We start from the raw sequence: 20,297 nt of genomic DNA on the forward strand, positions 1-20,297 counted from the left end.
CGGCTGTTCCCTGAGCCGCCGAACCACATTGGATGATCCGATCTGCCAAGGTCATGACTTGGGACGGCGGCGGACGGATCCGACTGGAGAGAGACGATGACCTTCTTTTACATTGTCCTGGCGTTCCTTGTAGGTGTGTTGGTTGGCTGGTTTATCTGGGGCCGGCTGCGCGGCGAACTCGACAGCCTGCGCGGCGATCTCGACCGCACCCGCAGCGAGCGTGACAGACTGCGCGCCGACGCCGATCGCCTGACTGGCGAACTCGACGCCTGCGGCAAGACCCGCGCCGATCTCGAACGCCGGCTGCGTGAAACATCAGCTCCATCCGCCAAGCCTTCAAGTTCGGCGCCGGCCGCGCTGGTATCGACAGCGGCAAAGGCCAAGTCCGCCCCGGCCGCGAAACCGGCCCCCGCCAAACCCGCCGCGGCCAAACCAGCTGCGGCCAAATCCGCGGCCGCAAAACCAGCGGCCAGCAAACCTGCCGCCGCCAAGGCCGCGCCCAAAACCGCGGCTTCAAAGCCCGCCGCCGTCCCGAAGAAGGCCGCCCCGGCAGCTGGGAAGGCCGACAATCTGCGTCGCCTGATCGGTATCGGCCCGGTCAACGACAAACTGCTCAAGGGCCTTGGCGTCACGACCTACGCGCAGATCGCCGGCTGGACCGCGGCCGACGTCAAGCGCATCGAGGACACGCTGAATTTCGACGGCCGCGTCGCCCGCGAAAAGTGGGTCGAGCAGGCCAAGCTGCTTGCCGCCGGCGACGAAAAGGAGTTCGCACGCCAATTCCCGAGCGCCGGGACCGCCAACAACAGCTGATCCGTCATCGGCAACATAACCAGAAGGCGGCGCTTTCGGGCGCCGTCTTTGTTTTTGCATTCGCCACTGTCTTTGCGCCCTGCGACGCCGCTCCCTCGATTGCGCGCCGCCCGGCCCCCATATAGAGCGGTTCTGGCGTCATCGACCGCAGTACCCGAGCCCCATGCCCCTGCCCTCTGCCATTTTCCGCAACGATGAAAGCGGCCGTCAGTTGGTCTTCGACCACCCGGCCGACATCATCATTGCCCATGATGCCAAGGATTTTCTGCCGGCGCTGGCGGCCGCGCAGGCGGCGAGCGATGCCGGCAAATGGCTGGCCGGCTATTTCTCCTACGAAGCGGGCTATCTGCTCGAACCGAAACTGGTGCCGCTGCTGCCCGAAGGCCGGCGCGCGCCACTGGTTTGTCTGGGTGTCTTCGATGCTTCGGTCGAAGAGGCGGTGCCGCGCAACGATGCGCCTGCCACCAATGGCCCCATCTTCGACGCCAGGGCCAGTTGGTCCGCTCAGGACTACGCCAAACGCTTCGCGCGCCTCCACGACCACATCCGCAAGGGCGATTGCTACCAAGGCAACCTGACCTTTCCGGTCCGTGCCCAATGGTCGGGCGATCCGCTTGCTGCCTTCGACGCACTGACAGGACGCCAGCCGGTCAAGTATGGCGCGCTGATTTCGCTCGGCGATCCCATCGTCTTGTCGCGTTCGCCCGAGCTGTTCTTCGAGATCAATGCCGAAGGCATGATCGAAACCCATCCGATGAAGGGCACCGCACCGCGCGGCGCGACCAAGGCCGAGGACGCGCGGTTGAAGTCCTTCTTGCGCAGCGACGAAAAGAACCAGGCCGAGAACCGGATGATCGTCGATCTCCTGCGCAATGACATCTCACTGATCAGCGAGGTCGGCACGCTGGAAGTCCCGGAACTGTTCCGCATCGAGAGCTACCCGACCGTCCACCAGATGGTGAGCCGTGTGCGAGCGAAGCTTCTGCCTGATCTCGGCATCCGCCAAATCTTTGGCGCGCTGTTTCCCTGTGGCTCGATCACCGGCGCGCCGAAAATCCGCGCGATGGAAATCCTGCACGAGCTGGAAGACACACCGCGCGACGTCTATTGCGGCGCCATCGGCTGGATCGCGCCTGGCGGCATGATGCGCTTTTCGGTGGCGATCCGCACTATATCGCTCTTTTCCAGTGGCGAGGCCGTTTACAATGTCGGCGGCGGCGTCGTCTTCGATTCGACGGCGCAAGAGGAGTATCAGGAGTGTCTGCTGAAGGCGCGCTTCGCAACGGGGACACCGCCGATTTCGAGCTGATCGAGACCATGCGCTGGGAGCCCGGCCAGGGCTTTCTGCGCTTCGAACGCCATCTCGCGCGCCTTTACGGCTCGGCGGAAGAACTCGGCTTTGCCTGCGATCCGCAGCGGATCGGCGAGGTGCTGGCGAATACTATCGGGGCGCAGCAGACGGCGCTGCGCACCCGGCTCGTCCTGCAGCGCAATGGCGAAGTGACCGCCTCGGTCCAGCCCTATGAGCCGTTCGCCGCCGACAAGGTCTGGCGGCTGCAGCTGGCACGGGTGCGGCTCTCCTCCACCGACACGCTGCTGCGCCACAAGACCGGCCGGCGGCAAGTCTACACTCACGCCCGCTCCGAATATCTGGTCACCCAGGCCGACGAAGTGTTGCTCGCAAATGAGCGCAGTGAAATCTGCGAAGGCACCATCACCAACGTCTTCGCCGATTTCGGCGATGGCATGCTGATGACACCCAGGCTCGACTGCGGCCTGCTGCCTGGCGTATTGCGCGCCGAGCTGCTGGACGAAGGCCGCGCCCAGGAGGCGATCTACAGCTATGACGAGTTGAAATCCGCCAAAACACTGTTCGTCGGCAATTCTCTGCGCGGCTTGATCCCGGCAACATTGGCCTGATACGAAGCGGCTGCGAGAATAACCGCCGGCATTGGACACTTTCTAGCGAAGCATGAATTCTCGTCAGCCCACGCACACGCCCTATGATGGCTCCTCAAAGCTCTTCACCATCGGGCTGAAGCCGCTCGAGCTCGACAAGTGGATCAAGGTCGACCGGTATCTCTTCGACCATCTCGCCGAAAAGCGCCGGCTCTATGCCGAAATTCCCGACAAGGTGTTTGTCGAGGAAGACGGCACGCGCGACACCCAGCGCGAAGTGCGCGGCCTCATCGAAGCACATCTGCTGTCGACATTTCCCGGGATGTACCGGCGCACCAATGCCGGGGTTGAGGTCATTGGCGCCAAAGCCGACTCTGACGCCACCTTCCCCGATGCCCCGCTGGTCGCAGCGTCGCTGCTCGTCCAGGAAGACCTGATCCTGATGCGCCGTGACGACACGGGCTGGCGACTCGCCGCCGGCTCGCTGTGCTTCCCGTCATCCTGGTCGCTGGTCGAAAAATTCGGCCGGCCGCTGCAGCAGATCCACGCACCGGTGCCGGGCTTCGGTCCGGGCACCAGGCCGGCCGAGCTCATCAACCGCATGTTCGACGGCCTGCAGGGTCAGGCCGTCGAACGCTTCAACTGGTCGATCCAGGCCGGCGACGCGCTCTATCACCCGCTCTCCAATGTCGAGCGCATCGACCGCGCCACCAGGCGCCCCTCGCGATTTCCCGACGGCGACGTCAACGCCCACGCCTTCATCCGCGTCGAGCGCCAGACGCTGCGCAAACTGCCTCTGTCGCGCGACATCCTGTTCACCATCCGCATCCATCTCGACCCGCTGAAAGTGCTGGCGCGGCATCCCGACCGGGCAACGCTTGCCGCCTCTTTCGCGGCGCAATTGCAGGCGCTGGATGAGGCTCAACTCGAATATAAGGGGATGACATCAGACCGTGACCGGCTGGTGCAACGCCTGCAAACCATGGCTCAGGAGTGACGATGATCCGACATGTTCTGAAGCTGGCCGTCCTGCTCGGTGCATTGCTGGCGTTGCCGGCAACAGCGCATGCGGAACCGGTGACCTATGCGGGGAAGCTCGGCAACATCGACATCGTCGTCGAGTTTACCGGTGATCCGGCGACGGCTGGAGAGGCACTGGCGGGCCGCTATTTCTACCGCTCCAAGGGCGTCGATATTCCTCTGCAGGCGAAGTCGAGCAAGGGCGCCACCTTTCAATTGGCCGAGGAAGAAGCCTGCGATGCCAAGAAGTGCGGCGACGGCCAGGCTCCAGCCATCGGCGCCGTCTGGCGGTTGAGTTCCGCCGACAAGGGCAAGACGCTGGAAGGCACCTGGACGGCCAAAAAGACCCTGCCGCTGAAGCTGACAAGGTTCGCCAGCCGTGCCCAGACGGAGACGCCGGCGACGACGCCACGCGATCTCTATGATTTCACCGACATGACATTCTCGGGTGACGATGCGCCGATCACCATGGCGGCATCGCCCTACGACTATCTCAAGCTGGATTTCGCGCCCAAGGCAGACGCCAAGGAAGGTTGGCCGGATGCAGCCTACAACTATGTCACCGATCCACGCACCAAATTCGCCAGGCCGCGCATCGTCGATCTCGCCGGCGGCGCGCCGATCGAAGCCGCCAATGCCTTGCTGCAGAACCGCCATTGGCATGACAGCCTCAGCGCCTTGACGTGCGCGGCGCTGCAATACGCCGGCTTCCACGATGGACCACCGATGGAGGGCATGGATGACGATTCGCTTGGCGGCTACGAAGACACGACGTCCAAAGTGACGTCATTGACGCCGAAGCTGATGAGCTGGTCGGAATCCGGCAGCCTCTATTGCGGCGGTGCGCATCCGAACAACTATTCCGACGCCTATGTCATGGACGTGCGCCGTGGCGCCTTGCTTACCCTTCAGGACATGTTTTCCGATACGGGCGACGGCAAGCCAGGCCCCTCGCTGGCCGCCTTCGTCAGGGAAAACCGCAAGAAGCCAAGCGACCAGACCGAGGTGGATTACGAGGCCGAATGCGGCATCGACGATTTGATCAGTGACTATCTCGGCGCCAGCCTGAAGCGCGATGGCGACAGGCAGGTTCTGGTCTTCGGCCTGCAAGGTTTGCCCAACGTCATCCAGGCTTGCGGCGGCGATCTCGTTGAAATGCCGGTCTCCGAAGCACAAGCGCTGTTCACACCGGAATTCGCGAAACTGCTCGAACCGTAGGCGTATCTGCGCGGCCGGGAACTAACCTTATCCCTGCTTTTCGCTTTATTGTGACAATGATCTATGGTTTGTCGCGCGGCGGTCGAACGGCCGTTTTGGCGCGTTGCTTGAAGGAGTGCTCGATAAAATGGCGAATGAAAACTGGCCCGTTTACGGTGAAATCACCGGCCCTGTCGTGATGATCGGCTTTGGTTCGATCGGACGGGGAACGCTGCCTCTGATCGAGCGCCATTTCAAATTCGACAAGTCGCGCATGACGGTCATCGACCCGCTCGACACCGACCGCAAGCTGCTCGACGAGCGCGGCATCGCCTTCGTCCAGGAGCACGTGACCGAGAAAAACTACAAGAAACTGCTGACGCCGCTTTTGACCAATGGTGGCGGCCAGGGCTTTTGCATCAATCTGTCGGTCGATACCGGCTCGGTCGACCTGATGCGGCTCTGCCGCAAGCTCGGCGTGCTCTACATCGACACCGTCGTCGAGCCGTGGCTCGGCTTCTATTTCGACGCCAAGGCCGACAATGCCAGCCGCACCAACTACGCGCTGCGCGAAGCCTTGATCATGGAGAAGCACGACAAGCCCGGCGGCGCTACCGCGGTTTCGACCTGTGGCGCTAATCCGGGCATGGTCTCGTGGTTCGTCAAGCAGGCGCTGCTGAACCTTGCCGGCGACCTCGGCCTCGAGTTTTCCGAACCCGCGCAGGACGACCGTGACGGCTGGGCGAAGCTGATGAAGAAGGCCGGCGTCAAGGGCATCCACATCGCCGAGCGCGACACCCAGCGCACCAAGAAGCCGAAGCCGATGAACGTGTTCTGGAACACCTGGTCGGTCGAAGGTTTCATCTCGGAAGGGCTGCAGCCGGCCGAGCTCGGCTGGGGCACGCATGAGAGATGGATGCCGAAGAACGGCAAGGAGCACAAGCATGGCTCCAAGGCTGCGATCTATCTCGAACAGCCCGGCGCCAACACCCGCGTGCGCTCCTGGTGCCCGACGCCGGGCGCGCAATACGGTTTCCTGGTGACGCACAATGAGGCGATCTCGATCGCCGACTTCTTCACCGTGCGGTCGAAGAAGGGCAAGGTGCAATACCGCCCGACCTGCCACTATGCCTATCACCCCTGCAACGACGCCGTGTTGTCACTCCACGAAATGTTCGGCGCTGCCGGCAAGCCGCAGCCGGTCCACCATGTGCTTGACGAAAACGAACTGGTCGACGGCGTCGACGAGCTTGGCGTGCTGCTCTACGGCCATGCCAAGAACGCCTACTGGTACGGTTCGCAGCTGTCGCTGGCCGAAGCCCGCAAGCTGGCGCCCTACCAGAACGCTACCGGCATGCAGGTCACCTCGGCCGTGCTCGCCGGCATGGTCTGGGCGCTGGAAAACCCGGAAGCCGGCATCGTCGAGGCCGACGAGATGGACTACAAGCGCTGCCTGGAAGTGCAGTCCCAGTATCTCGGACCGGTCAAGGGCTACTACACCGACTGGACGCCGCTCGATAACCGTCCGGGCCTGTTTCCCGAGGACCTCGACAAAAGCGACCCGTGGCAATTCCGCAACATCCTCGTTCGATAGCGGTTCCATACCCCTGCCCCACTGCCTTGCAATCGCCCGGAAATCGGGCGATTGAAGGGATGCGGACGAGAGCAGTGTGCATCCGTTTGGACGCACGAGGGACGGCTCTGGAAACTTGAGGCCACGCACATCGGTTCCCCAAACGTCGTTTGGCGATTGGGCCGATGCGCCAGGAGAGGATTTGATATGACGATTGCGCGCAAAATTCTTTCTGCGGGCGCGGCGGGCGTTCTTGCGACGATGCTTGCCGCCTGCACCACCGGCGGTTCCGACGGGCCACCGATCTCATCGCAGGCGCGAGGCGTCGAAGGCTCCTGGCTGAACGCCGAGGGCAAGGCGGTCTCGACATTGAACGGCGGCGTCTTCACCACCGTTTCGGCGGAGACCGGTGAGAAATTCGCTGACGGCAGCTACACCAAGACCGGCGCCACCTCGGTCGAGATCAACGGAACCTCGCTGATCCGGCAGCAGCCAATCGCTTTCAACTGCCTGCTGGTGTCCATAAACCAGCTGAATTGCACCAGCTCCGCCGGGCAGAACTTCGTGCTGACCAGGCGCGGCTGAACCCTTCCCATGCGGCTTTGCGGATGGCGGCGGCGCGATGCCGCCGCCTTTTTTATGCCGGCAAACCGATGCCGGTTATCCGCCCTGATTCTTCTTGCATCGCCACAACCGCGATGTGAACATACCCGAATGCTGGCTGTTATCCTGCAGTCGGGCAAGAGCGTTAAACGCCTTTGATCATATCCGGGAGACGAAGATGAAGAAGCTCGCCGCCATTGCCGCCCTCTCTGCCTCGACACTCGGCCTGTCGGCCGCACCATCCTTTGCCGACTACACGTTGAACATCCTGCATTTCAACGATTGGCACAGCCGCATCGAAGGCAACAACAAATACGAGTCAACCTGCTCGGCCGAGGAAGAGACCAAGGGTGAGTGCATCGGCGGCGCCGGCCGGCTGGTCACCGCGATCGCACAGGAGCGCAAGAAGCTCGAAGGCCAGAACGTGCTGCTGCTCAATGCCGGCGACAGCTTTCAGGGATCGCTGTTCTACATCACCTACAAGGGCACGGCGGAGGAGGAATTCCTCAATCAGATCAAGCCCGACGCGGTGACGCTCGGCAACCACGAATTCGACGATGGCGAGAGCGCGCTGGTGCCTTATCTCGACAAGGCGAAGTTCCCGATCGTCAGCGCCAATGTCGTGCCCAACGACAAGTCCGGCGCCGCAGGCAAGATCAAGCCGTCGATTGTGCTTGAGGTCGGCGGCCAGAAGATCGGCATTGTCGGCGCCGTGACCAACGACACGCCGGAACTCGCCTCTCCCGGCCCCAACATTACCATCGAGGACGACGTCAAGTCGATCACCGCCGAAGTCGAGAAGCTGAAGGCGCAAGGCGTCAACAAGATCATTGCCGTCACCCATATCGGCTACAGGCGCGAGCGCGATGTCATCGCCAAGATCCCGGGCATCGACGTGGTGGTGGGCGGCCACAGCCATTCGCTTCTGTCCAACACCGACCCGAAGGCGGAAGGCCCCTATCCGACGATGGTCGACAACCCCGACGGCTCCAAGGTGCCTGTCGTGCAGGCCGCGTCCTATTCGAAATATCTCGGCGAATTCAAGGTCGCGTTCGACGACAATGGCAACGTCAAGGAAGCCAGCGGCGACCCGATCTTCCTCGACAAGTCGATAACTCCCGATCCGGCCGTTCTTGCCCGCATCAAGGAACTCGGTGCGCCGATCGAGGCGCTGAAGAACAAGGAAGTGGCCGAGACCACCGAGGCCATCGACGGCAGCCGCGAAAGCTGCCGCACCAAGGAATGCGCGATGGGCAACCTCGTCTCCGACGCCATCCTCGACCGCGTCAAGGGACAGGGCGTCGAGATCGTCGTCTCGAATGGCGGCGGCCTGCGTGCTTCGATCGACAAGGGCACCGTGACCATGGGCGAGGTGCTGTCCGTGCTGCCGTTCCAGAACACGCTGGCGACCTTCCAGATTTCCGGCAAGGATCTGGTTGCCGGGCTGGAAAACGGCGTCAGCCAGGTCGAGGACGGCGGCGGCCGCTTCCCGCAGGTGGCAGGTCTCAAATACTCCTTCGACAAGTCGGTCGCGCCCAATGCCGGCCGAGTCAAGTCGGTCGAGGTGATGCAGAACGGTGCCTGGGCGCCGATCAATCCGGACAAGGACTATCTGGTCGCCACCAACAATTACGTCCGCCAGGGCGGCGACGGCTACAAGGTCTTCGCCGAGAAGGCCAAGAACGCCTATGATTACGGCCCGGGCCTCGAACAGGTGGTCGCCGACTATCTCGCCGCGCACCGGCCCTACACGCCCAAGCTCGACGGCCGCATCACCGAGGTTGCCGCAACCGTAGCGGCTGCCCCGGCCGCCGAGCCGGCAAAACCAGCCGAACCGGCACCCGCTCCAGCCGAACCGGCAAAACCGGCCGAGGCTGCACCGGCGGAGCCGGCGATGCCCGCATTGCCGGCAGGCTCCGGCGACATCACCACCACGCCGCCGACTGTCCCGGCGGAAACCGCCCCGGCAACGCCGGCACCGGCAAAACCGGCCGAAGCCGAACCTGCTCCGGCAAAGCCGGCTGACGCCGCCCCGGCCGAAGCCAGCCATGTCACCATCGCCGGCGATACCTTTTGGGATCTCGCCAAGCAGGCCTATGGCGACGGCGCCGAGTGGAAGGTGATCTCCGAGGCCAACAAAGGCTACGAGCCACGCCGGCTTCCGGTCGGCGCGACCCTGACCATTCCGGCGAAGTAACCTCGCTTCGCGCTTGCGACCAGCAAAATCCGTCCGGCAAACGGGCGGGTTTTTGGCTTTCAGGGTAAGGTGCGGCCAGACGCGGCATTGAAAACTCGCGCCACATTGCTAGGTTCGCCCGACATCGTCGGTTTCGCGGTGTCGGGAGACCTTCATGACGCTTTCCACGCCTGTCGACCCCAAAGCCGCGAAAGCGCTCGACCCGCTGCCGGCCGGACATCCGCCGGTAAAGGCAGGCAAGATCGGCGTCATGTTGGTCAATCTCGGCACGCCGGACGGTACCGACTTCAAGCCGATGTGGCGCTATCTCCGCGAATTCCTGTCCGATCCGCGCGTTATCGAGCTCAACAAGGCGATTTGGTATCCGATCCTCTACGGCTTGGTGCTGACCACGAGACCGAACAAGTCCGGTGCCAATTACGCCAGGATATGGAACCGCGAGAGGAACGAGTCGCCGCTGCGCACCTACACCCGCGCGCAGGGCGAAAAGCTGGCCGCAGCGCTCATCGACCTACCCGATGTCGTGGTCGACTGGGCGATGCGCTACGGCAACCCCTCGACCGCGAACGTCGCTCAAAGGCTGGTCGAGCAAGGCTGCGACCGCATCCTGTCGTTCCCACTCTACCCGCAATATTCGGCGACCACGACCGCCACCGCCAACGACCAGCTTTTTCGCGCCTTGATGAAGATGCGCCGCGCGCCCACCGTGCGCAGTGTTCCGCCCTACTATGACGAGCCGGTCTACATCGAGGCGCTCGCCCATTCGATCGAACGGCATCTGGCAACGCTAGACTTCGAGCCCGAGGTGGTCATCACCTCCTATCACGGCATCCCGAAGCCCTATTTCGAGAAGGGCGATCCCTATCACTGCCACTGCCAGAAGACGACACGGCTGTTGCGTGAACGACTGGGGTGGGATGAAAAGAAGCTGATCATCACCTTCCAGTCGCGCTTCGGCGCCCAGGAATGGCTGCAGCCCTACACCGACAAGACGGTCGAGAAACTGGCGAAGGACGGCGTGAAATCGATCGCCATCGTCAATCCCGGCTTTTCCGTCGACTGTATCGAGACGCTGGACGAGATCGGCCGCGAAGTGGCGGAGACCTTCCATCATGCGGGCGGCGAGAAATTCGCCCATATCCCTTGCCTGAACGACAGCACCGAGGGCATGGCGGTGATCGAGGCGATGGTGCGGCGCGAACTGTCGGGCTGGGTCTGAGGCCGCCACGTTGCGGCGATCGATCGCCGCAGTTGCGCTATTCCATGCACTAATAATCAGCGATCACCTGATTGTAACATTATTGAAACACACCTAAGTGTTTGGTGAAGTCGGTTGCGTGGAATCAACGCCATGGCCGGCATCTGAGGGAGATTCAAATGGACTTCAGTGGTTTCGGTATTGCGATTGGTGCGCTTGCCTTTCTGGTATTGGTGCTTCTTATCAAAGGCATCCGGACAATCCCGCAAGGCTATAATTATACGGTGGAGCGCTTTGGTCGTTACACCAAAACACTAAGCCCCGGCCTCAACCTCATCGTGCCGTTCGTCGACCGCATCGGCGCCAAGATGAACATGATGGAGCAGGTGCTCGACGTTCCGAGCCAGGAAATCATAACGCGCGACAACGCCATTGTCGGCGTCGACGGCATCGCCTTCTACCAGATCCTCAATGCGGCGCAGGCCGCCTACCAGGTCGCCGGCCTGGAGAACGCCATTCTCAATTTGACGATGACCAACATCCGTACCGTCATGGGCTCGATGGACCTCGACGAATTGCTGTCGAACCGCGACGCCATCAACGAGCGCCTGCTGCGCGTCGTCGACGAAGCGGCGCATCCGTGGGGCATCAAGATCACCCGCGTCGAGATCAAGGATATCAATCCGCCGGCCAACCTCATCGAATCGATGGGTCGTCAGATGACCGCCGAACGCAATAAGCGTGCGCAGATCCTCGCCGCCGAAGGCCTCAAGCAGTCGCAGATCCTCGAGGCCGAAGGCCGCAAGGAAGCCGCCTTCCGCGACGCCGAGGCGCGCGAACGCTCGGCCGAGGCCGAAGCGCGAGCCACCCAGGTTGTATCGGAAGCCATCTCCAAGGGCGACGTGCAGGCACTCAATTACTTCGTGGCGCTCAAATACACCGAAGCGATGGGCAAGATCGGCACCGCTAACAACAGCAAGGTCGTGCTGATGCCGATGGAAGCCTCGGCGCTGATCGGCACCCTCGGCGGCATAAGCGAGATCGCCAGGGAGGTGTTCCGCAGCGAAGGCACCGCCGGCGCCGCCAGGCAGGCCGCCCGCCCTCCGGTGGTTCGCCCAAGCGAGAATTGAGGCTAGCTGAGAACTGAGATCATAGGAGCGCACTCCCATGTTCGACCGCATCATTTCCGAACTTGGTCCGTGGAACTGGATGGTTCTGGGCTTCGTCCTCCTGGTGATGGAGGTCATCGCGCCAGGAATATTCATGCTGTGGATCGGCATCGCCGCATTGGTGATCGGTGTGATTTCCCTGCTCATCTGGGACGCAAGCTTCTGGGCCTGGGAAGTCCAGGTCCTCGCCTTCCTGGCCCTGTCGCTGGTCTCGGCCCTTGCCGGAAAGAAGCTGGTTGGTGGGCGTAATACCCCTAGCGACCAGCCGCTGCTCAACCGGCGCGGCGCGCAGTTGGTCGGCAGGATGGCAACGCTGGCCGAGCCGATCAAGGACGGTCGCGGCCGCATCAAGCTCGGCGACACACTGTGGCGCGTCTCCGGTCCCGACCTGCCGGCCGGCACGCAGGTGCGCGTCGTCAGTTCAGCCGAGACCGATCTGGAACTGACCGTCGAGGCAGTTTGACATTTCGAAAGCGCATGGCGCTTTCGATCCGGAAAATCAGGCCGCGTCGCCTAGGGCTTCCCGAACGCGACGCGTCCTTTGATTTTTTCAGGCGGCGCCGATGCGCAGCAGGTCGTGCAGATGAACCAGTCCCACGAGCCGCCTGCCTTCGACCACCATCAGGCTCGTAATGGCCGAATTGTTGATAATCTGCAGCGCCGTCGCCACCAGCGTGTCCGGTGTGGCGGTCTTCGGCTTTTTCGTCATCACCTGATCGACGCTCATTTCCATGAGATTGCTGCCGATGTGACGCCTGATGTCGCCGTCGGTGATGATGCCCACCAACGCGCCATCCGCCGTCGCGATCGCCACGCAGCCGAAGCCCTTGTTCGACAATTCGAGGATCGCCTCGCGCATGCCCGTGCCGGAAGACACCAGCGGCAGCCTGTCGCCGACATGCATGATCTCGTGGATCTGCGTGAGGTTGGCGCCGAGCTGGCCGCCGGGGTGGAACGTGCGGAAATGGTCGGGCGTGAAGCCGCGCGCTTCGAGCAGCGCGATGGCCAGCGCATCGCCGACCACCAGTTGCAGCAGGGTCGATGTCGTCGGCGCCAGACCGTGCGGGCAGGCTTCCGGCGCGGACGGCAGGAGCACCACCACGTCGGCCGCGCGCGCCAGCGCCGAGGCCGCGCCCGCGGTAATCGCAATCAGCGGGATCGAGAAGCGCCTGGAATAGGCGACGATGCCCATCAATTCTTTGCTCTCGCCGGACCATGACATGGCGATGATGGCATCGTCTCTGGCGATCATGCCAAGGTCGCCGTGATTGGCCTCCGCCGGATGGACGAAGAAGGCAGGCGTGCCGGTCGAAGCCAGACTAGCCGCGATCTTAGTGCCGATATGGCCGCTTTTGCCGACGCCGGTGACTATGACGCGGCCATTGATGCGCGACACCATGTCGACGGCGCGGGCGAAAGGTTCGGCCAGTTCGTTCTCCAGCGCGGCGGCCAATGCCGCCACGCCGGCCTGTTCCGTGGCTACCGTTCTCAGCGCCGAGGCGACCGAAGCCTCCAAAGGCTTCTTTTCTGGGGATCCCGCATGCATGGCTGATGCGATTAGCGCTTTGCCGTTCGCCTGTCCAACAGAATTGCCGTCCAGCCATGTCGTACAGGCACACCTTCAACCCTCCGTTAACCATCCCCGTTTACGGTTCGGTAAGTATGGCGCGCTTGCGCCGCGCAAGCAGTGGTGACGATGTCGCGGGCCCAGCCTCAAGAGAAAAAAGGTCGAACGGGCAGAGCCTTTTGCGCTCTGCTTCTGGCGACGAGCGTGCTCGCTTTGCTACGGCCAACTGCGCTTCATGCCCAGGAGACCGAGCTGCGCGGCGAAGTTTCGGAATCGGCGATCCTGTCCGACCAGCAGCGCCGGGCCAGGCAATTGAGCAAGGCCAACAGGCAGGTCAAGCCCGCCCCTGCCGACACGGCCCCCACGGGAAACACGCCAACCGCTTATGTGCCGGCCAGCCATGGCGCCTTGCCTGACGACACCGACCCGTCACAGGCCGGCGCAGACAGCATTTTCGACCCGCCGGCGACCATCTACGATTTGTTCGCCGACAAGCCGCCAACCGTCCAGCCACGCCGTCCGTCGACGGCAAAGCAACGCGCCGCCGCGGATGCAGACAAGGCCAAGGACAAAACCAAGGCTGCCGACAAGAAGAAGCCTGGCAAAGCCACGGACCAGACCACCACCGGAACGACTCCGGACGGCACTGCGGCAGACGACGCCGATCAGGACACAGCCAACCGCCGTGTCCTCACCGTCGACGGCGTCGACCGACGAAAGCTCGACCCTGGCGCCGAGCGCACCGACGCCATCGAGGGCCAGAAGAAGAAGCTCGAGGACGACCCGTACGCGGCAACCGGCATCAAGGTCGGCTCGTTCCTGCTGCGGCCGACGCTCGAGCAGGGCGTTGCCGTCACGTCGAACGCCGATTCCAGCGCTGGCGGCAAGTCGGCGGTGCTGTCCGAAACGGCGCTGCGTTTCTCCGCCGCCTCCGATTGGCGCGAGAATTCGGCGGTCATCGACGGCTACGGCAATTTCCGCAACACCATTTCGGGCCAGAAGATCAATGAGGCACGCGGCCGTATCCAAGGCACGTACAATGTCGACCTCGACAATGAACTGCGCGCCATCGCCAAGCTCGGCTACGAGATTGCGCCGGAATCGGCCTCCGCGCCCGACGCCATTGCCGGCGTCAAATCGCAGCCGATCCGCCAGACGGTCGACGGCAGCCTCGGCGTCGAGAAGGACGTTGGCAAGATGCGCTTTGCGCTGACCGGCGCAGTCACCCACGACATCTATGGCGATGCCGAACTTACCGATGGCACCTCGCTGTCGCAGAAGGACCAGGACAACACGCTCTATACCGCAACGTTGCGGACCGGCTATGAAATTTCCCCGGCTCTGACGCCCTTTGCCGAGATTGAGCTCGGCCGCCGGGTATATGACCAACGGATCGACAACAAGGGCTTCGAGCGCTCTTCGACCCGGCTTGGCGCACGCGCCGGTATCGAAGTCGACATGGGCGAGAAGCTCAAAGGTGAGTTCTCGGCCGGCTGGCTGCGGGAAGCGATCGACGACAAGAACCTGGAGGCGATTTCGGGAGCCACCATCAATGCCGACCTCAAATGGTCGCCCGAGCGCGGCACCATCATCGGCCTCACCGGGCGAACCACGGTCGAAGGCACAACGAATGCCGGTGAGAGCGGCGACATCCTCTATTCCGGCCGCCTCACCGGCGAGCGGCAGATCCGCGCCGACCTGACCGGCAACGCAGCCCTTGGGCTCGACTGGCGCAATTACACCGGCTCCGACGGCCATGACATGACGCTGAGTGCAGAGGCCGGGCTGACCTGGTGGCTGAACCGTTACGTCGGTCTCACCAGCCGCGCCCGCACCGAAAAGCTGACCAGCAATCTGCCCGGGCGCAACTACACCGCCAACAGCATCTATTTGGGGCTGAAGCTGCAGCGGTAGCTAAAAAGCAGCGCCGCGACGCTCGGACGGCTTCATCTCATCGAGCAGCGTGCGGATGACGCCGGCCATGTTCTCGTTCATGTCGCTGCGCCACAGCGCGAAGGCGACATTGGCCTCGACGAACCCTTCCGGCGAGCCGCAATCGAAGGTGCGGCCCTGAAAGTGGTAGCCAAAGAAGGGCTGCTGCTTTTCCAGCTTCAGCATCGCGTCGGTGAGCTGGATCTCGTTGCCGGCGCCCTTTTCCTGGCTTTCCAGGATCTTGAAAATCTCGGGCTGCAGGATGTAGCGGCCGTTGATGTAGAGATTGGACGGCGCGGTGCCGGTCTTCGGCTTTTCGACCATCTCGGTGATGCGGAAGCCGTGATGCGTGTCCTCGCCCCGGCCGACAATGCCATATTTGTGGGTTTCGGCCGGATCGCATTCCTGCACGGCGATGATGTTGTTGCCCGTCTCCTCGTAGAGCTCGACCATGGCCTTCGTGCAGCTCTTCTCCGACTGCATGATCATGTCGGGCAGCAACAGCGCGAAGGGTTCGTCGCCGACCAGTTCGCGGGCGCACCAGACGGCGTGGCCGAGCCCCATCGGCACCTGCTGGCGGGTGAAGGAGGTCTGCCCAGGCGCCGGCTGCAGCCGCTGCAGGCGGGCCAACTGCTCGTCCTTGCCGCGCTGTGCCAGCGTATCATAGAGCTCGAACTGGATATCGAAATGGTCTTCTATGACCGCCTTGTTGCGGCCGGTGACAAAGATGAAATGTTCGATGCCGGCCTCGCGCGCCTCATCAACGACATACTGGATGACGGGCCGGTCGACGACGGTCAGCATCTCCTTGGGGATGGCCTTTGTGGCCGGGAGAAACCGTGTGCCGAGACCGGCGACCGGGAAAACTGCCTTGCGAACTCGCTTCATGCGTCAATTATCCGTTTGAGGGCGTGCCCGGCAATCCCGCCTCGCGACATTTTCGCGCCGGAATTGTGGATTATCGGGCCATTGAGGGAAACATCAACCGGTAAAGCATCCAGGTGTCTTTTCGTTCCAGGCGCCGCCTATGGTAAACCAATTGCTAACCCGGTTCGGCGATGAATGGTCTTTCCTGAGATAGAGAAAGGGGAAAATATGTCCGTTCGCAGTGCCGCAAAACTCTTTACCAGCGTGCTGACGGCGGCCAGCCTCTCGCTCGCCTTGCTGATGCCGGCCGGACCGGCCTTCGCCGATGCCGGTTTTCGGCAATGGGTCGCCGGCTTCCGCGCCACGGCCGTGGCGGGCGGCGTTTCCGGCGGGGTCTACGACCGAGCGTTCCGGGGCATCAATGAGCCCGACCCGGTGGTGCTGGAAAAGGCACGCACCCAGCCCGAATTCACCGCACCTGCCTGGGACTATTTCGACAACCGCGTCCACGACCAGTCCGTTGCCGTCGGCCAGCAGATGGCCAGGAAATGGAAGCCGTGGCTGGACCGGATCGAAGCCAGGTTCGGCGTCGACCGCTACATCCTGCTCGCCATCTGGTCGATGGAATCGAATTATGGCGAGATCCTCAAGCGCGACGACATCATGCGCAATGTCATCCGCTCGCTGGCAACCCTCGCCTATGGCGACCCGAAGCGTTCGAAATTCGCCCGCACCCAATTGGTCGCCGCGCTGAAAATCCTGCAGACCGGCGACATCGACGAAAGCCACCTGATGGGCTCCTGGGCCGGCGCCATGGGCCAGACCCAGTTCATCCCGACCAGCTACCAGCATTATGCCGTCGACATGGACGGCAACGGCAAGCGCGACATCTGGAATTCGATCCCCGATGCGTTGGCGACATCAGCCAATCTGCTGAAGAAGAATGGCTGGCAGGGCGGCAAGACCTGGGGCTACGAGGTCACCATTCCGGCGGGCAAACTGCCGGCCGGCTCGAAGACATTGGCGCAGTGGCAGGCGCTCGGCGTCGCCAGGGCCAATGGCAAGCCGTTCAAGAACCCAACCGACAAGGCGACCCTGAAAGTGCCGGACGGCCGCGGCGGACCGGCCTTCCTGATGATCAAGAACTTCTCCGTCATCAAGGCCTACAACAACGCCGACAAATATGCCCTGGCCGTCGGCCTTCTTGCCGACGAAATCGCCGGTTCTAATGGTCTGGTGCAGGACTGGAAGCGGCCTTTCACCAAACTGTCCTTCGAGGAAAGGCAGGAGTTGCAGAAGCGGCTTTCGCAGCACGGACTTTACGACGGCAAGTTCGACGGCAAGATCGGTGACGGCACGAAAACCGCCATCATGACCTATCAGGCAACGGTCGGCTTGACCCAGGACGGGTATCCGAGCATGGAAGTGCTCAAATGGCTCAGAAAGAAATAGAGCCATCGGCAGCGCCGCGCATTGCGGCGCACAAGGGATGCCGTAGCATTGATGTGTGCATGATCCGCTGCGAGGGCCATGCACCAAGGGATGGAGAGGGTGCTTGGTTTCGGCAGCGCGTATCCGTGTGATCGTTTTCCGCTTGCCGATCCTCGTTCTGGCCATCGTTGTCCTGGCGACGGGGGTCGCCGGCAGTTTCCACACACCGGCTTTGGCGCAGGAGCAACCGCAGAACCGCGGCTGGTCGCTGCGCGACCTTCTGTTCCCGCGCCGCAGCGAACGCATCGAGCCGCCGCTCGACGTCCGCAAGGCAAAGCCGAAGGTCAAGAAGAAGCCCCGTGCACCCGTTGAACCTTCCGCTCCGATTGTCGAGAAGACACCGGATGCCCGCGTCGTTCTGGTGATCGGCGATTTCATGGCCAACGGCCTGGCTGAAGGCCTCGAAACAGCCTTTGCCGACAATGCCAACGTCAGGATCGTCGAGCGCGCCAACGGTTCTTCGGGTTTCGTGCGCGATGATGTCTACAACTGGCCCGAACAGGTCAAATCGCTGGTCGAGACCGAAAAACCCTCCGTGGTCGTCGTCATGCTCGGCTCCAACGACCGCCAGCAGATGCGCGTCAACGATGTGCGCGAGCAGCCGCGCTCCGAGAACTGGACCAAGGAATACGAACGCCGGACCGAAGCCTTGGGAAAGGCACTGGCGGCGACCAAGGTGCCTTATCTGTGGGTCGGCATGCCAGCCTTCAAGACGCCGAAGATGACCTCCGACATGCTGGCATTCAACGACATCTACCACTCGGCTGCCGAGAAGAACGGCGGCGAATTCGTCGATGTCTGGGATGGGTTCGTCGACGAGAACGGCGCCTTTGTCTCGACCGGCCCCGACATTAACGGCCAGGCCGTGCGGCTGCGCTCCGACGACGGCATCAACGTCTCGAAAGCCGGCAAGCGAAAGCTCGCCTTCTACACCGAAAAGCCGCTGGCCAAGATCCTCGGCCTGGCAGCGCCGGGAAGCGTGGTGACGGCTGCCGCACCGGCCGGCGCCCCGGTCGAGGCGCCGTCGCTGCCCGCCGCCCCGATCGTGGTCGACCGCACCGTTCCGATGCTGCTCAACGATCCGGCGCTCGACGGCGGTACCGAACTTCTCGGTGCGGCGGCGGCGCCGAAAGCCAATCCGGATCTGCCCGGCGAAAAACTAATCCTCGAAGGCAAGGCGCCCGAGGCCTCGCCCGGCCGCGCCGACGACTTCTCGTGGCCGCCCAAGGCCGCTGCCGCGACGGATACGACGACGGCGATCAACCGTTAACGGGGGAGTACCGTCGACCCCATCAGCGCTTCATCGATCGAGCGCGCGGCCTGGCGGCCTTCGCGGATCGCCCACACAACCAGCGACTGGCCGCGGCGCACATCACCTGCGGCGTAGAGCTTGTCGACGCTGGTCTTGTAGTCGCGATCGTTGGCTTCGACATTGCGGGAACGGCGGCTGTCGGTGGTGATTTTCATCTCACCGTCCAGCTCTTTCGCGACGCCGGCGGCAGCCGGTCCGGCAAAGCCTATGGCGATGAAGGCGAGGTCTGCACGGATGACGAATTCGGTGCCGGGGATAGGCTTGCGCTTCTCGTCGACTTCGCAGCATTTGACGCCGGTCAGCTGGCCGTCCTCGCCGATGAATTCGAGCGTCGCCACCTGGAATTCGCGCTCCGCACCTTCGGCCTGTGAGGACGAGGTGCGCATCTTGGTCGCCCAGTAAGGCCAGACCGAAAGTTTGTCTTCCTTCTCCGGCGGCTGCGGGCGGATGTCGAGTTGGGTGACGCGCACCGCGCCCTGGCGGAAGGCGGTGCCGACGCAGTCGGACGCGGTATCGCCGCCGCCGACGACGACGACATGCTGGCCGCCGGCGATGATCGGATGCGACGGCCAGGCCACCGACTGGATCGGCTCGCCGCCGACGCGACGGTTCTGCTGCACCAGATAGGGCATGGCGTCATAGACGCCGCCGAGATCGTCGCCCGGAATGTTGGCCGGACGCGGCGATTCCGAACCGCCGCAATAGAGCACCGCATCGTATCCGGCGAGCAACTCTGCCACCGGCTTGTCGACGCCGACATTGACGCCGCAATGGAAGGTCACGCCCTCGCCCTGCATCTGCTCGATGCGGCGGTCGATATAGTGCTTCTCGATCTTGAAGTCGGGAATGCCGTAGCGCATCAGCCCGCCGGGACGGCTCTCACGCTCATAAACGCTGACCTCGTGGCCGGCGCGGCCAAGCTGCTGCGCCGCCGCCATCCCTGCCGGGCCGGAGCCGATGACAGCGACCCGCTTGCCCGTCTTCTTCTCTGGCGGATAAGGCCGGATATGGCCGGTTTCATAAGCCTTGTCGGCGATTGCCTGTTCGACAGTCTTGATGGCAACCGGAATGTCCTCGAGGTTCAGCGTGCAGGCTTCCTCGCAGGGCGCGGGGCAGATGCGGCCGGTGAACTCGGGGAAATTGTTGGTCGAATGCAGGTTGCGGATCGCATTGTCCCAGTCGCCATTGTAGACGAGGTCGTTCCAGTCCGGGATCTGGTTGTGGATCGGGCAACCGGTCGGCCCGTGGCAGAACGGGATGCCGCAATCCATGCAGCGCGCCGCCTGTTTCTCGACCTCCTTGTCGGACATCGGCAGCGTGAATTCACGAAAATGCCGGATGCGGTCGGAGGCCGGCTGGTACTTGTGCACCTGCCGGTCGATTTCGAGAAAGCCTGTTACCTTGCCCATAGTCCAGTTCCTGCTGTCCAGATGGTGCGGTTTTCGCACCCGTTAACCCC

General features: G+C 63.0%; 17 protein-coding genes. 14 read left to right on the forward strand and 3 right to left on the reverse strand.

The genetic code is table 11. The features are described 5' to 3' along the window. Positions 1–96 precede the first annotated feature (96 nt). From NKI35_RS07755 to NKI35_RS07805, 11 genes are all read left to right on the forward strand, one after another. Complete coding sequence (locus tag NKI35_RS07755) at positions 97–813, forward strand: helix-hairpin-helix domain-containing protein (RefSeq protein ID WP_352739358.1); 717 nt, start codon at positions 97–99, stop codon at positions 811–813. A gap of 163 nt (positions 814–976) precedes the next feature. Next, a complete protein-coding gene (locus NKI35_RS07760) occupies positions 977–2,122 on the forward strand; it encodes an aminodeoxychorismate synthase component I (protein ID WP_352739360.1) in 1,146 nt (381 codons plus the stop codon). Continuing rightward, on the forward strand, positions 2,071–2,733 hold the full coding sequence (locus tag NKI35_RS07765) for an aminotransferase class IV family protein (RefSeq protein WP_352739362.1): 663 nt from the start codon (positions 2,071–2,073) through the stop codon (positions 2,731–2,733). The genes NKI35_RS07760 and NKI35_RS07765 overlap by 52 nt, the downstream gene beginning before the upstream one ends. Positions 2,734–2,785: 52 nt before the next feature. After that, entirely contained in the window at positions 2,786–3,709 is a 924-nt protein-coding gene (locus NKI35_RS07770; protein ID WP_352739364.1) for a heme-dependent oxidative N-demethylase family protein, read from the forward strand. Between the two features lie 2 nt (positions 3,710–3,711). Then, a complete protein-coding gene (locus NKI35_RS07775; protein WP_352653863.1) occupies positions 3,712–4,950 on the forward strand; it encodes a hypothetical protein in 1,239 nt (412 codons plus the stop codon). A 127-nt stretch (positions 4,951–5,077) separates the two neighbouring features. Beyond that, complete coding sequence (locus NKI35_RS07780; protein ID WP_352739366.1) at positions 5,078–6,523, forward strand: homospermidine synthase; 1,446 nt, start codon at positions 5,078–5,080, stop codon at positions 6,521–6,523. 186 nt (positions 6,524–6,709) lie between these two features. Beyond that, positions 6,710–7,087, forward strand: a complete 378-nt coding sequence (locus NKI35_RS07785; RefSeq protein WP_023671949.1) for an Omp10 family outer membrane lipoprotein — start codon at positions 6,710–6,712, stop codon at positions 7,085–7,087. Positions 7,088–7,283: 196 nt separating this feature from the next. Beyond that, positions 7,284–9,302, forward strand: coding sequence for a 5'-nucleotidase C-terminal domain-containing protein (locus NKI35_RS07790; RefSeq protein WP_352739368.1), 2,019 nt, complete (start codon positions 7,284–7,286; stop codon positions 9,300–9,302). Positions 9,303–9,456: 154 nt separating this feature from the next. After that, on the forward strand, positions 9,457–10,521 hold the full coding sequence (gene hemH / locus NKI35_RS07795; RefSeq protein WP_352739370.1) for a ferrochelatase: 1,065 nt from the start codon (positions 9,457–9,459) through the stop codon (positions 10,519–10,521). Between the two features lie 158 nt (positions 10,522–10,679). Further along, entirely contained in the window at positions 10,680–11,630 is a 951-nt protein-coding gene (locus tag NKI35_RS07800; protein WP_023671952.1) for an SPFH domain-containing protein, read from the forward strand. Between the two features lie 37 nt (positions 11,631–11,667). Next, entirely contained in the window at positions 11,668–12,132 is a 465-nt protein-coding gene (locus NKI35_RS07805) for an NfeD family protein (protein ID WP_352739372.1), read from the forward strand. Positions 12,133–12,219: 87 nt separating this feature from the next. Here the strand turns inward: NKI35_RS07805 and NKI35_RS07810 are convergent, their stop codons facing one another. Continuing rightward, positions 12,220–13,215: a KpsF/GutQ family sugar-phosphate isomerase gene (locus NKI35_RS07810; protein ID WP_023686410.1), complete on the reverse strand. Its 996-nt coding sequence runs from the start codon at positions 13,213–13,215 to the stop codon at positions 12,220–12,222. Positions 13,216–13,365: 150 nt separating this feature from the next. On the opposite strand from NKI35_RS07810, the gene NKI35_RS07815 reads away from it, so the two are divergent. Beyond that, positions 13,366–15,150 (forward strand): outer membrane beta-barrel protein, encoded by a 1,785-nt coding sequence (locus tag NKI35_RS07815; protein WP_352739375.1) that lies wholly within the window; start codon positions 13,366–13,368, stop codon positions 15,148–15,150. Here the strand turns inward: NKI35_RS07815 and galU are convergent, their stop codons facing one another. After that, complete coding sequence (gene galU / locus NKI35_RS07820) at positions 15,151–16,056, reverse strand: UTP--glucose-1-phosphate uridylyltransferase GalU (protein WP_023714035.1); 906 nt, start codon at positions 16,054–16,056, stop codon at positions 15,151–15,153. It abuts the gene before it with no gap. A 207-nt stretch (positions 16,057–16,263) separates the two neighbouring features. Here galU and NKI35_RS07825 point away from each other — a divergent pair, with 207 nt between their 5' ends. Together NKI35_RS07825 and NKI35_RS07830 are read left to right on the forward strand one after the other, a co-directional pair. Beyond that, the gene (locus NKI35_RS07825; protein ID WP_352739377.1) at positions 16,264–17,487 is read left to right on the forward strand and encodes a lytic murein transglycosylase; all 1,224 of its coding nucleotides are present in this window, start codon (positions 16,264–16,266) and stop codon (positions 17,485–17,487) included. A gap of 103 nt (positions 17,488–17,590) precedes the next feature. Continuing rightward, positions 17,591–18,796, forward strand: coding sequence for an SGNH/GDSL hydrolase family protein (locus NKI35_RS07830; protein WP_023820653.1), 1,206 nt, complete (start codon positions 17,591–17,593; stop codon positions 18,794–18,796). Here the strand turns inward: NKI35_RS07830 and NKI35_RS07835 are convergent. Next, on the reverse strand, positions 18,793–20,247 hold the full coding sequence (locus NKI35_RS07835; RefSeq protein WP_023686414.1) for a glutamate synthase subunit beta: 1,455 nt from the start codon (positions 20,245–20,247) through the stop codon (positions 18,793–18,795). The two genes, NKI35_RS07830 and NKI35_RS07835, sit on opposite strands and share 4 nt — an antisense overlap. Positions 20,248–20,297: the final 50 nt, after the last annotated feature.

The sequence above is a fragment of the Mesorhizobium sp. M0676 genome (assembly GCF_040320535.1).
Classification (GTDB): Bacteria; Pseudomonadota; Alphaproteobacteria; order Rhizobiales; family Rhizobiaceae; genus Mesorhizobium.